This is a genomic window from Candidatus Flexifilum breve (genome assembly GCF_016713355.1).
Map to the genome: position 1 here is coordinate 12,053 of NZ_JADJPI010000045.1, position 15,525 is coordinate 27,577.

18 protein-coding genes and 1 pseudogene are annotated in these 15,525 nt (G+C 62.4%); 6 read left to right on the forward strand and 13 right to left on the reverse strand.

Annotated features, from left to right (window positions below; translation table 11 throughout):
- Positions 1–11: 11 nt before the first annotated feature.
- The 8 genes and pseudogenes from IPK17_RS39565 to IPK17_RS39595 all read right to left on the reverse strand — a co-directional run bounded on the left by IPK17_RS39565 (position 12) and on the right by IPK17_RS39595 (position 6,263).
- Positions 12–1,142 carry a glycerol-3-phosphate dehydrogenase/oxidase gene (locus IPK17_RS39565; protein ID WP_343423271.1) on the reverse strand — a complete coding sequence of 377 codons (1,131 nt, stop codon included), beginning with the start codon at positions 1,140–1,142 and terminating at the stop codon, positions 12–14.
- Entirely contained in the window at positions 1,109–1,603 is a 495-nt protein-coding gene (locus IPK17_RS39570) for an FAD-dependent oxidoreductase (RefSeq protein ID WP_343423272.1), read from the reverse strand. Before IPK17_RS39570 ends, IPK17_RS39565 begins: the two co-directional genes overlap by 34 nt.
- Positions 1,604–2,076: 473 nt before the next feature.
- Positions 2,077–2,577, reverse strand: a complete 501-nt coding sequence (locus IPK17_RS39575) for an alpha-L-rhamnosidase-related protein (RefSeq protein WP_343423273.1) — start codon at positions 2,575–2,577, stop codon at positions 2,077–2,079.
- Complete coding sequence (locus tag IPK17_RS39580; protein WP_343423274.1) at positions 2,559–3,740, reverse strand: family 78 glycoside hydrolase catalytic domain; 1,182 nt, start codon at positions 3,738–3,740, stop codon at positions 2,559–2,561. The genes IPK17_RS39575 and IPK17_RS39580 overlap by 19 nt, the downstream gene beginning before the upstream one ends.
- A gap of 100 nt (positions 3,741–3,840) precedes the next feature.
- A pseudogene (locus IPK17_RS39585) lies at positions 3,841–4,551 on the reverse strand (alpha-L-rhamnosidase N-terminal domain-containing protein); the annotation flags it as partial.
- Positions 4,455–4,724: a glycoside hydrolase family 78 protein gene (locus IPK17_RS41235; protein WP_502750076.1), complete on the reverse strand. Its 270-nt coding sequence runs from the start codon at positions 4,722–4,724 to the stop codon at positions 4,455–4,457. The gene IPK17_RS41235 and the pseudogene IPK17_RS39585, both read right to left, overlap by 97 nt.
- A gap of 526 nt (positions 4,725–5,250) precedes the next feature.
- The gene (locus tag IPK17_RS39590; RefSeq protein ID WP_343423275.1) at positions 5,251–5,397 is read right to left on the reverse strand and encodes a hypothetical protein; all 147 of its coding nucleotides are present in this window, start codon (positions 5,395–5,397) and stop codon (positions 5,251–5,253) included.
- 332 nt (positions 5,398–5,729) lie between these two features.
- Entirely contained in the window at positions 5,730–6,263 is a 534-nt protein-coding gene (locus IPK17_RS39595; protein ID WP_343423276.1) for a hypothetical protein, read from the reverse strand.
- Positions 6,264–6,692: 429 nt separating this feature from the next.
- On the opposite strand from IPK17_RS39595, the gene IPK17_RS39600 reads away from it, so the two are divergent.
- Both IPK17_RS39600 and IPK17_RS39605 read left to right on the forward strand, forming a co-directional pair.
- Positions 6,693–6,911, forward strand: a complete 219-nt coding sequence (locus IPK17_RS39600; RefSeq protein ID WP_343423277.1) for a hypothetical protein — start codon at positions 6,693–6,695, stop codon at positions 6,909–6,911.
- Positions 6,912–7,215: 304 nt separating this feature from the next.
- Positions 7,216–7,536 carry a hypothetical protein gene (locus IPK17_RS39605; protein ID WP_343423278.1) on the forward strand — a complete coding sequence of 107 codons (321 nt, stop codon included), beginning with the start codon at positions 7,216–7,218 and terminating at the stop codon, positions 7,534–7,536.
- Between the two features lie 26 nt (positions 7,537–7,562).
- Here the strand turns inward: IPK17_RS39605 and IPK17_RS39610 are convergent, their stop codons facing one another.
- Positions 7,563–7,715 (reverse strand): hypothetical protein, encoded by a 153-nt coding sequence (locus IPK17_RS39610; RefSeq protein ID WP_343423279.1) that lies wholly within the window; start codon positions 7,713–7,715, stop codon positions 7,563–7,565.
- 39 nt (positions 7,716–7,754) lie between these two features.
- On the opposite strand from IPK17_RS39610, the gene IPK17_RS39615 reads away from it, so the two are divergent.
- Positions 7,755–7,994 (forward strand): hypothetical protein, encoded by a 240-nt coding sequence (locus IPK17_RS39615; protein WP_343423280.1) that lies wholly within the window; start codon positions 7,755–7,757, stop codon positions 7,992–7,994.
- Positions 7,995–9,968: 1,974 nt separating this feature from the next.
- On the opposite strand, the gene IPK17_RS39620 is transcribed toward IPK17_RS39615, so the two are convergent.
- On the reverse strand, positions 9,969–10,106 hold the full coding sequence (locus IPK17_RS39620) for a hypothetical protein (RefSeq protein WP_343423281.1): 138 nt from the start codon (positions 10,104–10,106) through the stop codon (positions 9,969–9,971).
- Positions 10,107–10,144: 38 nt separating this feature from the next.
- On the opposite strand from IPK17_RS39620, the gene IPK17_RS39625 reads away from it, so the two are divergent.
- Together IPK17_RS39625 and IPK17_RS39630 are read left to right on the forward strand one after the other, a co-directional pair.
- Complete coding sequence (locus IPK17_RS39625; protein WP_343423286.1) at positions 10,145–10,243, forward strand: hypothetical protein; 99 nt, start codon at positions 10,145–10,147, stop codon at positions 10,241–10,243.
- Positions 10,244–10,558: 315 nt separating this feature from the next.
- Entirely contained in the window at positions 10,559–10,774 is a 216-nt protein-coding gene (locus IPK17_RS39630; RefSeq protein ID WP_343423282.1) for a hypothetical protein, read from the forward strand.
- A gap of 62 nt (positions 10,775–10,836) precedes the next feature.
- Here the strand turns inward: IPK17_RS39630 and IPK17_RS39635 are convergent, their stop codons facing one another.
- Positions 10,837–11,109 (reverse strand): hypothetical protein, encoded by a 273-nt coding sequence (locus IPK17_RS39635; RefSeq protein ID WP_343423283.1) that lies wholly within the window; start codon positions 11,107–11,109, stop codon positions 10,837–10,839.
- A 76-nt stretch (positions 11,110–11,185) separates the two neighbouring features.
- Here IPK17_RS39635 and IPK17_RS40950 point away from each other — a divergent pair, with 76 nt between their 5' ends.
- Positions 11,186–11,632, forward strand: coding sequence for a zinc-binding dehydrogenase (locus tag IPK17_RS40950; RefSeq protein WP_350341694.1), 447 nt, complete (start codon positions 11,186–11,188; stop codon positions 11,630–11,632).
- Positions 11,633–13,721: 2,089 nt separating this feature from the next.
- On the opposite strand, the gene IPK17_RS39640 is transcribed toward IPK17_RS40950, so the two are convergent.
- Entirely contained in the window at positions 13,722–14,210 is a 489-nt protein-coding gene (locus tag IPK17_RS39640) for an ABC transporter permease family protein (RefSeq protein WP_343423284.1), read from the reverse strand.
- Between the two features lie 1,036 nt (positions 14,211–15,246).
- The gene (locus tag IPK17_RS39645) at positions 15,247–15,417 is read right to left on the reverse strand and encodes a hypothetical protein (protein WP_343423285.1); all 171 of its coding nucleotides are present in this window, start codon (positions 15,415–15,417) and stop codon (positions 15,247–15,249) included.
- Positions 15,418–15,525 lie beyond the last annotated feature (108 nt).

A 15,525-nucleotide genomic window follows, 5' to 3' on the forward strand; every position in this document is an offset into this window, starting at 1 on the left:
GTGAGGTTGCTTTACCCCACGTACTGCGGCGGATTCGCCCGCAGATCGATCTTATTCTTCGTGCGGATGAGGTCGACGACACGCTCAACTTCCTGCATCCGCTGCTCGGCCGCCCACCCGCGCGCATCACCCATAATTGCCGCGACCTCTTCCAACAGCGAAATCGTCGTTTCGCCCAGCATGCCGATCATCGTACGGCGCAAAATCACGTCATCCAGCCGTTCGACGCGCTCGTGCTGGGCGAGGAACAGAATTTCGCGGTACGTATATCCGCTGTGATTTTGCAGCGGTGCATCGGCGTCGATGCCGCAGAAAATCGCGATCTCATCGGCGCGCGTGCCGTAACGTTCTAGCAACTCCGTGAGCCGCGCGGCAGGCTGACCAGTCGCCCGCGTCACCTGCTTGAACCACGCCGCACGGGCGCTCTCGGTCGTCGGGAAGTCGCGCCCCCCGCCGACGGGCAGCGACCGTGTATCCGCAACACGCTGCTGGCCGAGTTCCCCCAACAGTCGATCCGTCACCTGCTCAGCAAACGCGCGGTAAGTCGTCCATTTGCCGCCGACCAGATTGTGTATCGCAAAGTTCAGACCGTCGCCCGGCGGCAAAATCGTATCGCTGTGATCACGGCTGATCTGCCCCGTGGTGAGCGCGTCGCTGCGCGGCAGCGGACGAATGCCGGAAAAGGTGTAGACGATCTGCGACCGATCCAACTGGAGATCGGGGAAGACGTGCTGCACCGACTTGAGCAGATAGTCGGTCTCGTCCTCGGTGCAGATCACCGAGTCGGGATCATCGGCAGGAATATCGGTCGTGCCGATCAGCACCCGGTGACCGAGCGGATAGAAAATGCAGATCCGTGCGTCCGTGTTGACGTAAAACAGCATGTGCCCCTGACACAGCTTATGCAGTTCCGGGTGATCGACCACGAGGTGCGATCCCTTCGTCCCGCCGATCAAATGACTTTCGCGGTGCATGGCGCTGTTCGCCAGATCGATCCACGCCCCAGTCGCGTTGACCACGATCTGCGGTTTGACCTCAATCGTTGCGCCCGTCAGTTCGTCGCGCAGCGTGACCGTATCGCCGTGCGCGCTGGCGACTGACACATAATTCAGCGCGCGCCCCCGGTGACGAGCGTTCGGCATCGAGGAATCAGTTCGAGGCACAGGCGTTCCGGGTACAGAATTTTGGCGTCGTAGTACACGGCGATGCACTTGATCTTCGGGTTGAGGCCGGGGCGTTCGGCGAGCGCCTGCTTGCGGCTGACGAAGCGGTGCAGCGGCAGCGCGCCCTTGCCGGAATAGGCGTCATACAGCGCCATGCCGATCTTCAGCACGACCGCGCCGCGGTCGCCGGGGCGGCTTTTCAGCCGCAGGAATTGACTCGCGGCGTGGAAGAAGCCTTTCATCCAACTGTAGGCGGGCATGGTGATCGGCAGCGGTTCGACGCAGTGCGGCGCGTTGACAAGCAGACGGTTGCGTTCATGCAGAGCTTCGCGCACCAACCGGAACTCGCCATTTTCGAGATAGCGGATGCCGCCATGCGCGACGCGCCCGGAAGCGGCACTCGTCCCGGCACAAAATCCGACCTCGACCAGTAAAGGCATCGACGCCTTGCAGCGCGAGATCGCGCAGCACACCGATGCCGTTGATACCGCCGCCGATGATCAACACCGACACAGCGGGATTTTTGCGGAGTTGTTCAAGTAGGTCTGTTCGTAACATGAGATCACCCAGCGCAGGAGCCGCGGCCAGTCAGGAAGAGCGCGGCCAATCGTCACGGTGATCTTACCATAGCCCGCCGCCCGGATCAGCCCACGAGCCGTACCATCAGAGTGCAAATAGCCCCTCTCCTCTAGGAGAGGGGTTGGGGTGAGGTTGAGCATTTCCAGCAATTATGAAATACGCTCACGCCTCGTCCCTACGAAACCAAACTCGGTTTGGCGGGTACTGTTGGCTCCCCTCGCCTCTTTTCGCAGAGGGGAGTGAGGTAATCTACGCCACCACGAACTGATACGTGCCCGCGCCGACCTCGTGCACCAGCCCGCTGATCGGCTTTCCGTTCAGCGTGATCCGCCCGTCACAGGAGCGTAACCGTCGCGCTCGTATTCGGCGGCACGGTGATCGTGCGTGAACACACCGATCGCAGCGTCCAACCGGAAACCAGCGTGCCGTACAGCGTGTCGAGCGTCGCCTTGGCGTGCGTCAGCCCGCCGCCGGGCTGCGGGCGCAGGAGCACATGTTTGTAGCCCGCCGCCGCCGGGTCGACATCAATGCCCGCGACCGTGCTGTACAGCCACGCGCCAATCGCACCATAGGCGTAATGATTGAACGAATTCATGTCCGGCGTCTGGAAACCGCTCTCTTCCGTCCAGCCGTCCCAGCGTTCCCAGATGGTGGTCGCGCCCTGCGTGACCGCGTACAGCCACGACGGCCAGCTCTTCTGATTGAGCAGATCATAGGCCGCGTCCAGTTGGCCGTTGCTGCTCAGCACATGATTCAGGTACGGCGAGCCGACAAACCCAGTCGAAAGGTGCATGCCGCGCCGCGCCAGATCGACCGTCAGTTCCTGTGCCGCCAACGGGCGCAAATTCGTCCGGCAGCAGATTGAAGTGCAGCGCCAGCACATAGGCGGTCTGCGTGGGCGTGAACAAATCGGCGTTGAACACCTCCGACGTGATCGTGCCGTAATCGACCTGTCGCAGCGTCCCGCGGGAAAGCGCATCGGCCTCGTCCATCAGCCGCGCGTGCCTCGGACGGTACAACCGGAACAACCGGAACTTGACTGCCGACGAGATGGCGGCTGGCGAAGACCGCTTTGACTTCTTCGAATAACTGCTGATAGCGGGCGGCATCGTCGGTCTTGCCGAGGATCGCCGCAATCTGCGCCATCAGGTTGGCATCGTAGGCCAGAAACGCTGTGCCGATCAAGTCACGCGGGGTGTCGGCGTTGATCGAGAGCCAATCGCCGAAGCCCGGCCAGCCTTCCCAATCCGGCGCGCAGCGCACGTAACCGGGGCTGTTCGCCAGCAGGAAATCCATGAAGCGCGTCATGGTCGCGTAGCTCTGTTCGAGGATGCGCGTATCCCCATAGCATAGGTAAATCGTCCACGGGCAGATGATCGCCGCGTCCGCCCACGCCGGGCCGCCATCGGTCGGCACATCCGCCGCATACGGCACGACCGCCGGCACCGAACCATCGGCGTTCTGCGCGTCGGTCACATCGTGCGCCCACTTGGTCATGAAGCCTGCGACATCCATGTTGAAGGCCGCCGTGCGCACAAAGACCTGAATATCGCCCGTCCAGCCGAGGCGTTCATCGCGCTGCGGGCAGTCGGTCGGCACATCGACGAAATTGCCCTTCTGTCCCCACAGGATGTTCTTTTGCAGTTGGTTGAGCAGCGGATCGGAGCATTCGAACGTCCCGGTTTGCGCCATCTCGGAATGCAGCACAATCCCGGTGATCGTCTCCGCCGTGACCGGGCCGGGATCGCCTTCAATTTCCACATAGCGGAAGCCGTGAAACGTGAACTTCGACTCCCACACTTCGACGCCGCTGCCCTTGAACGTGTAGTAATCGGTCGCATGGGCGGAACGCAGATTGGTGTAGTACGGCGATCCATCCGCGTTGAGGACTTCCGCGAAGCGGAATAGTGATCGTCGTCCCCGCCTGGCCCGCTCCTTGAAACGCACGCGCCCGACCATATTCTGCCCCATGTCGAACAGATGGCGTTTGCGCCCCATCGTCGCCGCGGTTGATCACCTGCACGGGCGCGAGTTCCTGAATGCGCTTGACCGTCGGGCCGTTGAGCGCGACCACGCGCACCTCAGGATGCGTGAAGGTCGCGACCGGCAGCCAGCCCGCCGCATTAAACGCGGACGTATCCCAACCGGGGATCTCGCGCCGCGCATCATACGCTTCCCCAGCGAGGAAATCGCTGTGCGTGATCGGCCCGAACTGGTGCAGCCACGAGCCATCCGACACAATCGTCTGCGTACTGCCATCCGCCAGCGTGACTTCAAGCTGCGCCAGCAGCTGCGGACGACCCACGTAATTCTGGCGGTGCAGCCAGCCGAGATACCCGACTGCCCATCCATCGCCGAGCGCCGCGCCGAGCACACTGTCGCCGCGCTGGAGCAGAGACGTCACATCATAGGTGAGGTACTGCACGCGCTGGTGATAATCGGTCCAGCCCGGCGCGAACACATCCGCGCCGACGGTCTGCCCATTCAGCGAGCACCCGAACAGCCTGAGCGCCGCGACATACAGCCGCGCCGTGACCACGTCGGCAGGCAGCGAGAAGCTTTTGCGCAGGTACGGCACGGGGAAGGTGCTGCGCGCCCCACCGGCGAACGCCGCGCCGATCCACTGCGCCTGCCAGTCGTCCGCCGTGAGCAAGCCAAGTTCAAACCACGCGGTCTCACTCTGCGAAATCGCGCCGAGTTCATCCCACACGGTCACCTGCCAGTACACGCGCTGTCGCGACTGGAGCGGCGCGCCCGCATACACCACATGCACCGACTGATCCGAGGCGACCTTTCCGCTGTCCCACACATCCGGCTGTTCGAGCGCAATAGTTCCGGTTGGCTGGCGGCGATCACGCGATAAGCGGTCTGCCGCGCACCGGCGCGCTCGGTCGTCAAGCGCCACGCTAACCGCGGATGGGTGATATCAAGACCGAGGGGGTTGTCACGATATTCAGTCGTCAAATGCGTAATGAGCGTCATGCCGATCCTCTTCTAAAGTTGAACCATTTTTCGTGCACTTTTGCTGCTCTCTGCCGGGAGCAGTGAATGGCACGACCTGTTCCGCGCCACGCCGCAATCAAATTTACACGATTAAGCTGATTCGTACAAATGGCATTCTTACGGGGAAAGCATGGTTTTGCCTCAAACAGGGGGGGCGGACAGATCGCGTCTGCAGTCCGTCCCCCCCGAATTCGGGAAGGGGGCCCGACCAGGCTTGTTTGTGGCAGGGACGAGCACAACATGTGGTGTGAAATGCTCAACCTCACCTGCTTGCTGCGCAAGCCGTCCCTCTCCATGGGGAGAGGGACATGTCGCGCGCTTTTGCCTCGCCCTCTGGAGGGGCGGTTGACCAACGAAACGGGGTAAGGTTAGACAAGTGCCGCTCCTGAAATGACCTCATGCCTCGTCCTGAAAGGTTTGGCTGGCCCCCTCTCCTGGAAGAGGGGCTGGGGGTGCTGGCTCTGGCTAAATCGCTTTCGGCCCGATGATCGGCCGGCCAGACGGATCACGGGCTGATCCAGCGGCGTTTGCCACTGGTTGAACGTCGGACTGCTGTAGAAGCGCGTATCCCCGCTGGCGGGAAGCGCGTCACCAATTGATTGACTAGCGCATCGGACACGAACAGCAGCGGATTGAGGATGTAAATCCCCATGCAAATCTCGATGTGCACATGCTGTTCGCCTGAAGTCGATCTCGCCGAGCTGCGTCGTCGGCATGACGGTCGCGCCGCGCCGCAGCGTGCGTTCGGCTTGGCAGATGCCCCTAGATGATGCGATACTTCCCACGAGCACATCGACGCGGTTGGGCGGGAAACGCCGGACCCGGCCCATCGAAGATGCCGCGTACCGGCGACTACCGGCGCGCCGCCCGTGCTCCAAATCCAGCCCGCCGTGCAGTCCCTGACTGTAGCCGTTGTAGTTGTTCTGCGCGCCGTAATCCACGCGAACTGCGTGTTCCCCGGAGTAAAACACCTTGTTGATGTACTCAGAAGCCCCAACGGGGCCGCCCAGGCAAAACCGATGCCGGTACGCCCGGTTTCACCGTTGTCGCGCTACACCTGATTGGTGATGGTGTTGCGTTCGGCAGACCAGCCGCGGCTGTGTTTCCAGAACACATTGCCCCGATTAACCGTTGGCGAGTTGGTTCCGCCGTGATCCGCTGCCCGAGATAGAGCACGCCCGTAACGCGCGGCGAGTGCTGGCGCTCGCGCGAATGTTCAGGATCGGTCCGACGACGTAGAACGTCGTCCGTGTTCGGCGCGGCGGGGGGTGGGGCGGCGGAGTGACTCACTGGCGTCATGTAGATCGTGCGGTTGTCGACGCGCCGCTCGGCTGACCATCCGGCACTGTGCCGCCAAAGCAGATGATGCCGTCTTTTTCGGTACGCGAGTTCGCGTCGACAATGACTTTCTGACCGGAAACCGCGCTGCACATTGGGCAGGATATAGCGACTGTCGAGACCGGGGCGCTCCGCACATTCGAGCGCGACCACAATCACTTGGAAGACTTTATCGGCCATCACGCCGATCCCTTTCCTATTCATCCTCGTTCGGCGCAGACCGCCACGCTGGAGGAGGATAACCCGGCTCTATTTCTCGCACCAGCGCCTCCACGTACCATCGGCCTAATCGGCGGTGGTGGAGTGTAGTGTTTTATAAAAGTGGCAATTGCAACCTAAAATGTAATGTCTATGAAATTCTAATCATGCAGGCGCCTGGTTTTGCCAGAAAAGCCAAACCGGTATGTCATCATCCACCGCCTTAGCGCCGCCGCTGGGCGATCACGAAATTGTACTTCCTTTCGGCGCGCCGCTCGCGACCCTGAATCTCCACGTGCGTTCGCGGTTGTTCGCGCGGTTGGATGGACGATTGCGTCGCAAACTTACGCTGATCTCCGCCCCGGCAGGTTTCGGCAAAACCACGCTCATCAGCGCGTGGGTCGCCGCGGTGTGCGCAAACGTGAGCCGCAGGTCGCCGCCGCGTGGCTCGCGCCGGAAGAAGACGATCACGATGTGCTTGCCTTCCTCACTTACTTGATCGCCGCGGTGCAGAACCGCGCGCCCACGGTGGGCGGCTTCCGTACCGTCCCTGCAAACTCAGCCACCCCACCGACCGAGGCGCTGCTGACGGCGCTGCTCAACGACTTCCAGCGCCCGGGACCGCCCTGATCATCCTCATCCTTGACGACTATCATCTGGGCCGATCTGCAGCCAGTTGACGCGGCGCCTACGTTTCGGCTGGAACATCTGCCGCCGCACTTGCATCTGTGTCACTACGCGCGAAGACCCGGATCTGGCGCGCTGGCGCGACTGCGAGCACGCGCCGATCTAACCAACTACGCGCGAAAGACCTGCGTTTCACCCCGGTTGAAGCTGCTGATTTTCTCCAGCAGGCGATGGGACTTCACCCTGTCCGCCGCCGATATCGCCGCGCTGGAAAACCGCACCGAGGGCTGGATCGCCGGTCTGGCAGTTGGCGGCGCTGCTGCCGCGTGGCGAGACCGATACCGCTGGTGTTCATCCGCGCTTTCGCCGGGGATCACCGCCACTGCCGATTACCTGGTCGCGGAAATCCTGGAACGGCAGCCCCCAGCCGTGCGGCGCTTTGCCAAACGGCGCTTCGACCGGCTTCAATGCGCTGCGCGCCGCCGTCACCGGACAGCCCGAAAGCGCGGAGCGCCTGGCCGCCCTGGAGCGCGGCAACCTCCTGATCGTCCCCCCGATGATCAACGCCAGTGGTATCGCCATTACCACCTTGTTCGCCGATGCGCTGAGGGGCGCATTTGCGCGCTGAACAGCCGGATCGACCGCCGGGCTGCATCACCGCGCGAGCGTGTGGTACGAGGAGAATGCCCCGCCCAACGCGGCGATCCACCATGCGCCGCTCGCCGGAGATGTTGAGCGCGCGGCTGCCCTGATCGAACGGGTGCGCCGCACCTGCGCGGCATCCCGGCAGGAAGCGCCGCGGCTCACGGCCGCAAGCGCTCCCGAGAACACCTCCCAGCCCGGCCTGTGCTCAGCGTGCACTATGCCGGGACGCTCCTGCAGAGCGGGCGGCCGGATGGCGTGGATATCCGCCCGCGCCGCCGAACTCCGTCCCTCGAACGGCTTACGGCGCATCCCGAAACCGCCGCCGAATGGCGATCGTCGACGAAGCTGAATTCTGATCGGCTGCCGAGCGCCATTGCCGTGTATCGCGCAGCCACGGCGCTGCATCAAGGCCGGGTGAGCGATACGGATTCACCACGCTAACCGTATCCCCGCCCGGCACACACCGACGATACCCGCCCGTGGCGCGGCGGGCGTGGTCTGTTTCGCGCTCGGTCACTTGGACGCAAGGCGATCCGATGTGGCGCGCCCGCATGCGTTGAAAGTACGGCAGTTGGAACAGATCGGCTATCCCCCGGATATGCTCGCACTGTCATCGCGCCGGCCGACATCCAGCACTCAATGTCATCGCGCGCCGCCGCTCACCTGTTGGAGCGTGGTTTGCAAGCTCGCATCCGCGAACGGGGGGAGCGCGGCACGCCGATATGCACGCCGGCTTGAGTCAGATCCACTACGAACAGGGCGATCGGCCGCGGGCGCGCAGCACTTGACGCGCAGTCAGGCGCTCGACGAACCGGCGGACTGCCGCAAAACCGCTACCGCTGGCGGACGGCGCAGGCGCACATCACGCTGCCGAGGGCGAGTCTCGACGGCGCGCACACCTGCTGGATGAGGCTGGAAATCGTCTGGTTGAGCATGACTCCTTCCTGAATGTGCGCCTGATCCTGGCGCAGCGCGCGCGCGGCTGGTGGTCCCGCTCAGGGGAATCTCAGCGCCGCTCTGGGCTGGGCGCGCGCGATCACCAGCCTGACGATTGACGATGAACTCAGCTACCTGCGCGAGTATGAACAATAGCACGCTGGCGCGGATCTCGGCTGGCTCGTGCTTTCAGTGACCACCGCGCCGATCCGGCGCTGCCGCACACCCCTGCGCTTCTTGAGCGGCTGATCGCCGCCGCGCAAGCTGGCAACCGGATGTGCGGCCTGAACTGCTGGTGCTGCAAGCCGGGCACCATCTGCACGGCGACACCGTGGCCGCGCCTAGTTCTCCCTCACCCGCGCGCTGACGTTGGCCGAACCAGAGGGGTTGGCGTCCATGTCTTCGTGGGACGCCAACGTACCGCTGACACGCCTGCTGGAGGAAGCTGCGCAGCGCCGCATCCACCCGGATTGGCATCCGGCGGCTGCTGGAATGTGACGGGCACTGTGCTCCAAATCGTCCCACCCCGGCAGTATTGCTCATCCGAACCGCTGAGCGAGCGCGAACTGAGGTGTTGCAGCTTGCTCAAACACCGACCTGACCGGAAATCCCCGCCGATCATCGCATGGTCTCACTGGAAACACGCTGGGCACGCACACCAAGAACATCTATTACCAAGCCCGGCGCGAATAATCGCTTGGCAGCACTGCACCGCGCCGAGGATCCCCACCAGCCAACCACCCCAGCTGGCTCAAGCCCCGGTGCCGGTGACGCGCGTCAGCCGGCCGTCGTATTTCCTCACCATCTCAGTGCCGACAATCACCACCTGGTGATTACGGCTCAACACATCGACTTGCATTCCTGGAAATCAGACCTGACCTGAACCGCACGAAATTGGAAGGAGGACGATGAAAGAGGCCCAGCATGAGTGACGTTCACACACCCACCGACAGCCATGACGAGCCCGGTCGAGGCCACCATTCGCATCAAAGGACACCTTGACGCGCGGTGGCGGATGGGGTCTGCCGGGCTGACCATCACGCTCGGAAGCCGACGGGCACACCTTGCCCACCGGGGAGCACATCGATCAGGCGGCGTTACACGGTTGGCTGCGCAAATTCAGGATCTCGGCCTGCCTTGATCCTCGGTCGCCCGCAGCGAATGACTGAACAGCAGTGCTTCCGCAATCGCATCTGAACAGCATAGACAGAAAGGGATTTGCCATGAAGGCTCATCAGCAGACAGCAGTAACGCACCGCAGGACCGCGCATCGCAACCGGCGTGCTCTTCCTCATCACTCTGCGACCGCGGTCGGCGGATCGCTGTGTTATAACACCGCCCAAAATAATCCGAACTTCCACATCCTCGGGTCCGGGGTCGGAAATGCAGATTTTGCTCGGCGTGTTCCTCGAAGTCATCCCCGCCCTCGCCGTGGGCCGCACCGCAGTCGCGCTCTGGCCGGTCGTCAAACGTTACCAGCTAGGTGGCGCTCGGCGATGGCGGGCCGCGCACGCTCGAAGCCGCCGTGATCGCGGTCGGCGTAGTGCCGCTCCTGGCGTTGATCACGCGCTGCGCCAGACGGCGGGCACGGATGCGGATGTCGGGGCGCTTCGTCACGTCGGCAATGCGCGCTCGCGCTGCACAACTGGACGTTTCTGCTCGGCCCCGGCCTCGTCTGCGGCTCAAACACCGTGCTCATGGCCTATCTGATGCACAAGTCGCACCTCGTCCCGCGCTTCGCATCCCCATTCTAGGCTTGGTTGGCGGCCCCGGCTCGATCTTCGTCGTGAATGCGGTTACCGCAGCTCTTCGTTCGGGACGCCCACGATTCCGAAGAATTAGGCTTCGTCGTCATCCCGATTTTCGCCTGGAAGTCACGCTCACTCGTGGCTCATCTTCAAGGGTTCGGTCCGTGCCGCCGCTCCCGAACCCGAACTGACCGCGAGGCATAATCAGCGTCTGAGCGCCGCCTAACTCATCGACCTTTGCAGGAGGGGCGTTCCCCTCCACCCTCTCCCATAACCAAACCCCAGCGTTTTGATCCCGGGCGAGGATCGTCCCGTGAAAGCGTGATCGCTGCAGTACGGACGCCCGAAGTTCTTCAACTTCAGGAAGTCGCCAAACCCGTTCCACAGGCCAAGCAAATCCTCGTCAAAGTCCCACGCGACGATCGTCACCGCCGGGGACTCCGGGTGCGCAGCTTCACCGTGCCCCGCCTGGTTCTGGCTGCCCGCCCGGCTCACGCTCGCCCGACCAAGCCAAGAAGGCCATCCTCGGCATGGTGATCAAGCACCGTCGAAGCGGTGGGCAGCGCGGTCACCCGCCAGCCGGGCGATCAGGTCTACGCCTACGACATCACCCGGCTGAATGCCCATGCTGAATACGCCTGCGTCTCTCGGAAGATCAGGCAGTGACGCAGAAACCGGCGAACGTCCAGCTTCGCAGAAGCCGCCGCCCCCCCTTTGGCGCGGTGACCGCGCTGCATTTTCTGAAGCGCGGCAATATCCGCCGGAGAGCGGCGCCCGATCCACGGGGCGTCGGGCAGCGTGGGGACAGCGGCGGTGCAAATCGCCAAGCACTTCGGCGCACACGTGACCGCCGTGTGCAGCACGGGAAACATCGAACCTCGTGCGCTCGCTGGGTGCGGATCGTCATCGACTACACCAAGACCGATTTCACCACCCTCGGCGACACGTATGACATCATTTTTCTTTCGACACGGTGGGCAAAACTCACTGGCGGCAAGCGTAGCGCGTGCTCCACGCCGGGGCGCGTATCTGCAGGCAGTCGCGGGTCCCGCGGAACTCATTCAAATGAAGTTGGCTGCCCGGCGCACGGGTCAGACGCGTTCATCGGTGAGACTGCCTATCCGACGACCGACGCCTCACGACCCTGCTGACTTAATCGAAACTGGGAAGCTCAAGCCTGTAATTGACCGCTGGCGTCCGCTGGAGCAAATCGTCGAAGCACACCACCATGTCGATCAGGAGGGCACAAGAAGGGGCAACGTCGTCATCACGGTCGGCGGCCAGCCGGGGCTGACTGCCGGGCAGCAGGATCGCGCAATCAGGAAACGGATGAGCATCGGTTCTCCGCTTTCTGATTGCGTTTTCCGGCTGCGACGTGCAGCTAGATATTGGTAAGACATAGAGCCGCCCCGCATCTAGTTGATACCCAGTATCATTTTTGGAGATAGCACATGTTAGATGTCGCGTGATTATCGGCAGGGGAGCAGTGGAATTTAGCGCCCCCCGTCTTGGGCCGCTGATTACCGGGAGACCATCGTCATTGATGATCAGCAGCCGTGCAACCGCCGCTTTCGCACGCCTCCCATGGCTTCTTGACCCGTGACGGGACAGCACCCGCCCGACCCTGCTCACCCTTGCCCGGGAACAAGTGCAGTAAGCCCGGGTGTCGCTTTCAAACCGCCACCGCGCTGCAGGTTGAAAAAATCGGCGCGGACTTCGCGATCATCAGTTGGATGGATCAAGACTGGAAGCGCGGATTGTCTTGCTCGCTACCGGATTGCACGATGAATCTCCGCGCGGCTGGCATCGACGACTGGGGGAAAAGCGTGTTTCGCTGCCCTACTGTGATGTTACGGAAGTCCGGGGAAGCCGTGGCGGTCTATGGCGCAGATGATACCGCCCTGCATCAGGTCAAGCTGCTGCGCAACTCACCGCGAACCCCACCTTGTGCACGGGCGGCACCTGGACGCCAAGTGCCGAGCAGCGATCGAACCCATGCGTGCCGGGTTGGCTGGTTGAATAACCCATCGCCGCGCTGGAGAGCACCGACACGCAGATCCACGCGCTGCGCTTGGCCAGTGATAAGCACGCGCATCCACAGCGACGCAGTGTGTTCATCCGACAACCAAAACCTAACGCACCCCGTTCGCGCGTGTCGGGTGCGGGTCACGGCAAACGAATCTCGTCCAAATTGTTGATTTGCGCGGGTCGCACCAGCTTGACGGGGTCCACGCAGCGGGCGATCTCGCATCCCCAATGCGCAGTGTCGCCATCGCGGTGGCGCAGGGCCGCAGCGGCCTACGGGATCAATGCGGAGTTATGCGAACGGGACTCCTGGCTAGCGTCCGCCCCAGCAGAGTTCGTTGGGAAAGACGGGTTTTGCCGTCAATTAGCCTTTGCCCGCCCAGCGTCATCCCCCCGAATGAAGTAGCGCTGGAAGTTGAAGATGAAGATCGCCAGCGTGGGGATGCTGGCGCGATGACGGGCATCGCGCCCTGTACGCCCCACGCGACATGTACTTGGCCTTTCAGCGTGACCAACCCGACCATCACCGTGCGCAATTGTCGGACTGCGTGAAGATCAACGGCCACAGGAAATCGTTCCAGATCCACGTGGTGCAGCGTCGCCAGCACGGCGACCTGCGGCACGCTGAGCGGTAGAAACACGCGCAGCAGCACCTGACCTTCATTCGCGCATCGATGACGGCCGCGTCGCGTAGCGTAGGGGATGGCCGAGAAGAAACGCATGGCAGCGGTACGTGCAGATCGGCGGCCGAAACGCCGTGTGCGCGATGATCATCGGCCAGGAGCGTATCGTGCAGGCCACAATGTGTTGAACAGGCGAAACAGCCCCGGATCAGTACGATTTGCGGCGGAAAACATGCCCGCGACCACAAACACGAACATATGCATTCGCGCACTGGCAGTTGCTGAACATACCCGCTCAGCAGGCCGATCACAATCGAGCCAAACGTTGCTGGGATAGTTACCACGAACGAATTGACGACATACGTGCGCACGTTGCCGTTATTCCGCTTCACCGTAATTATCAAGTTGAAACCGTCGGCACTGACCACAGCCCGCCGCACGCGGTTTCTTCGGTCGTCTTGAACGAACTGATGATCACGACCCCCCCCGGCAACCTGGAGGGAATGACGTGTTGATCGTCCAGGCTGAGAGGTGGAAATACGGCCAGCGTGAGGCAGGCGCAGCATTTTGTCATCCGGTTGGGTGGTCAGGGGCGGCTGACCCGCGGGCGAGGCTGAAGATCATACAGATTCTTCCAGTGCGCGCCCTGCTGCCGGAAGTAAACGCGATCAGCCCTTGGCGATCAGGAACAGCACGACGGAGATCGCGCTGCCATCGCCCGCAAAGTACTTCTTGAACGACTCGTTGGCCATCATCATGGCGAGCGTGTCGGACGAATGGAATGGGCCACCGGCGATCGCCCGGTAGCCGATGTCGAAACTTTTTCGGCGAATTGATCACCCGCCAGCGCGATCACCACGACCGTCGCGGGCTGCAGGAGCGGAATCACCCACGCGCAGCAGCGACTGGCGGTAGTTCGCGCCGTCGATTTGCGCGGCTTCGAGAAGTTCCGTCGGCTTGGAAGTCCAGCCCGGCGAGGAGAAGATCACCATCGCCAACCCGGTTTGCTGCCAGCCCCCCGCGACGATCACGCTGGCGAGCGCGGTCTCCAGGCTGGCCCAGCCACGCCTGCGAAATATCCGTGAGGCCGACGCTGTCGAGGCATCAGGTTGGAAACCCCAGCACGGCAAATGGATCAAGATCCGAATCTGCCCGACCACCACCGGCGACAAGCCCGTCGGCAGATAAAACGGCGAACCGAACAGGCGTGCCCCGCGCAGTTGGGTCCGCAAAGCCAGCGCCAGCGCTAATCCGCCGAGCGTCCGGAATGGTGAGCGCGGCGACCATCCAGATGATCGTGTTCTTGAATCGCGCCTTGCCGCCAAACAAGGGATCTTCAAAAATCTTGGCGAAGGTGGCGAGGCCAACAAAGTTGGGGAAATCAGCCAACTGAAGCCGTTCAATCACTCGGGAAGGCTGAAAAAGAGGGGTAAGAGGCGGTGGGCCAACGACAATGACTAGGTACAGCAAGAGCCCGGTATCGACAAAAAGCGACCCGCCAGAACCAGCGCGACCGTGCCATAAAAACTAACCTCTAATTTGCAAATCGGACGGCGCGCTGGAAACCCGCTGCCCGTTCACTGCTATTTTCCGTATTTTATTTCAGAGGAGACGTCGATGACCAAAGTACCTCAATTCTGAATATAGCTGACATAGCCGCTCAGGTCGTTCATGAACTGAGCGAACATTTTCAACCGCCCTCGGCCATCGGCGAGGGTCGTCGCAGGTCATGGTTGCCCGCGAAGATGGCGCGGCAGCCGCCACACTTCGGCAGCGGCTTGCTGCAGGACCGGGAGTGTGGATGCCCTTGTCCACGTTGACATTCAGGGACAGCGCCCCCTGGCTCGAGCGCCCGCGTCGCCTCCGCGTCGGTGTTGATCCTTGAATGCAGCGCCAGCGCCTGCGAAACATTCAGGATAGATCAGGGTCCGCCGACATCCCTGCGAAGCCATCAGCCCAACCGGGCCGACCACGACGCGCGCCACTCCTTCATCAACTGCTGGGAAATGGAAGAAGTCGTAATCGTCGCCGGGAACGGCGGCCGTTGCCATTCCAGTAACCGGTGATCCACGTGCCCATAAGGCGTCATGGCGACTTCGCCATTAGCGACCTGATCAACAGCGTCCGTCCGGTAGTAGGCGTTGGCATCGTCGACGAAGTAGCCCGCATCGACCGGACTCTTCCACGGTTGCGCGCGCCACTTCCGGATCGGTGTACGCGGCTTCGCCCGCCATCAGCCTGAAGCGCGATATTCGTGGCCCCCGGTGCGCAGCAACAGATAGATCCGAATTGCAGAATTGGGCTGGCCAACGGTCCCTCGACCCGACCGCAAACGGCTTGACACCTGCCACTACTGGCGTATCAGCACATAGCGAGGAAGCCTTCCCAGTCGGTCGGGACAGTGGTGATGCCCGCGGCTTCCATCACGTGCGGGTTGTAGAACAACCCGGCGGTATTGTTTGCCGAGCAGCTGCAGATAGCGCTCGCCGTTGCCCCTCGTCGCGCCCCCGGCGACCGACGCCAGGACGACATCGTTCAGATTGTTGGCATCCCACCATTCTCCGATGGGGCATGACGACCGCTGTCTACGACGAGAACTGCGTACGCGCGCCCGCCCAATACGAGAACATATCGAGGCAG

What these genes read in the sequence shown, in the direction of transcription:
- IPK17_RS39565 (WP_343423271.1), bottom strand. Translation starts at nt 1,142, where the DNA reads ATGCCGAACGCTCGTCACCGGGGGCGCGCGCTGAATTATGTGTCAGTC.
- IPK17_RS39570 (WP_343423272.1), bottom strand. Translation starts at nt 1,603, where the DNA reads ATGCCTTTACTGGTCGAGGTCGGATTTTGTGCCGGGACGAGTGCCGCT.
- IPK17_RS39580 (WP_343423274.1), bottom strand. Translation starts at nt 3,740, where the DNA reads ATGGGGCGCAAACGCCATCTGTTCGACATGGGGCAGAATATGGTCGGG.
- IPK17_RS41235 (WP_502750076.1), bottom strand. Translation starts at nt 4,724, where the DNA reads ATGACGCTCATTACGCATTTGACGACTGAATATCGTGACAACCCCCTC.
- IPK17_RS39590 (WP_343423275.1), bottom strand. Translation starts at nt 5,397, where the DNA reads ATGGGGATTTACATCCTCAATCCGCTGCTGTTCGTGTCCGATGCGCTA.
- IPK17_RS39595 (WP_343423276.1), bottom strand. Translation starts at nt 6,263, where the DNA reads ATGGCCGATAAAGTCTTCCAAGTGATTGTGGTCGCGCTCGAATGTGCG.
- IPK17_RS39635 (WP_343423283.1), bottom strand. Translation starts at nt 11,109, where the DNA reads ATGTTTCCCGTGCTGCACACGGCGGTCACGTGTGCGCCGAAGTGCTTG.
- IPK17_RS40950 (WP_350341694.1), top strand. Translation starts at nt 11,186, where the DNA reads ATGACATCATTTTTCTTTCGACACGGTGGGCAAAACTCACTGGCGGCA.
- IPK17_RS39645 (WP_343423285.1), bottom strand. Translation starts at nt 15,417, where the DNA reads ATGTCGTCCTGGCGTCGGTCGCCGGGGGCGCGACGAGGGGCAACGGCG.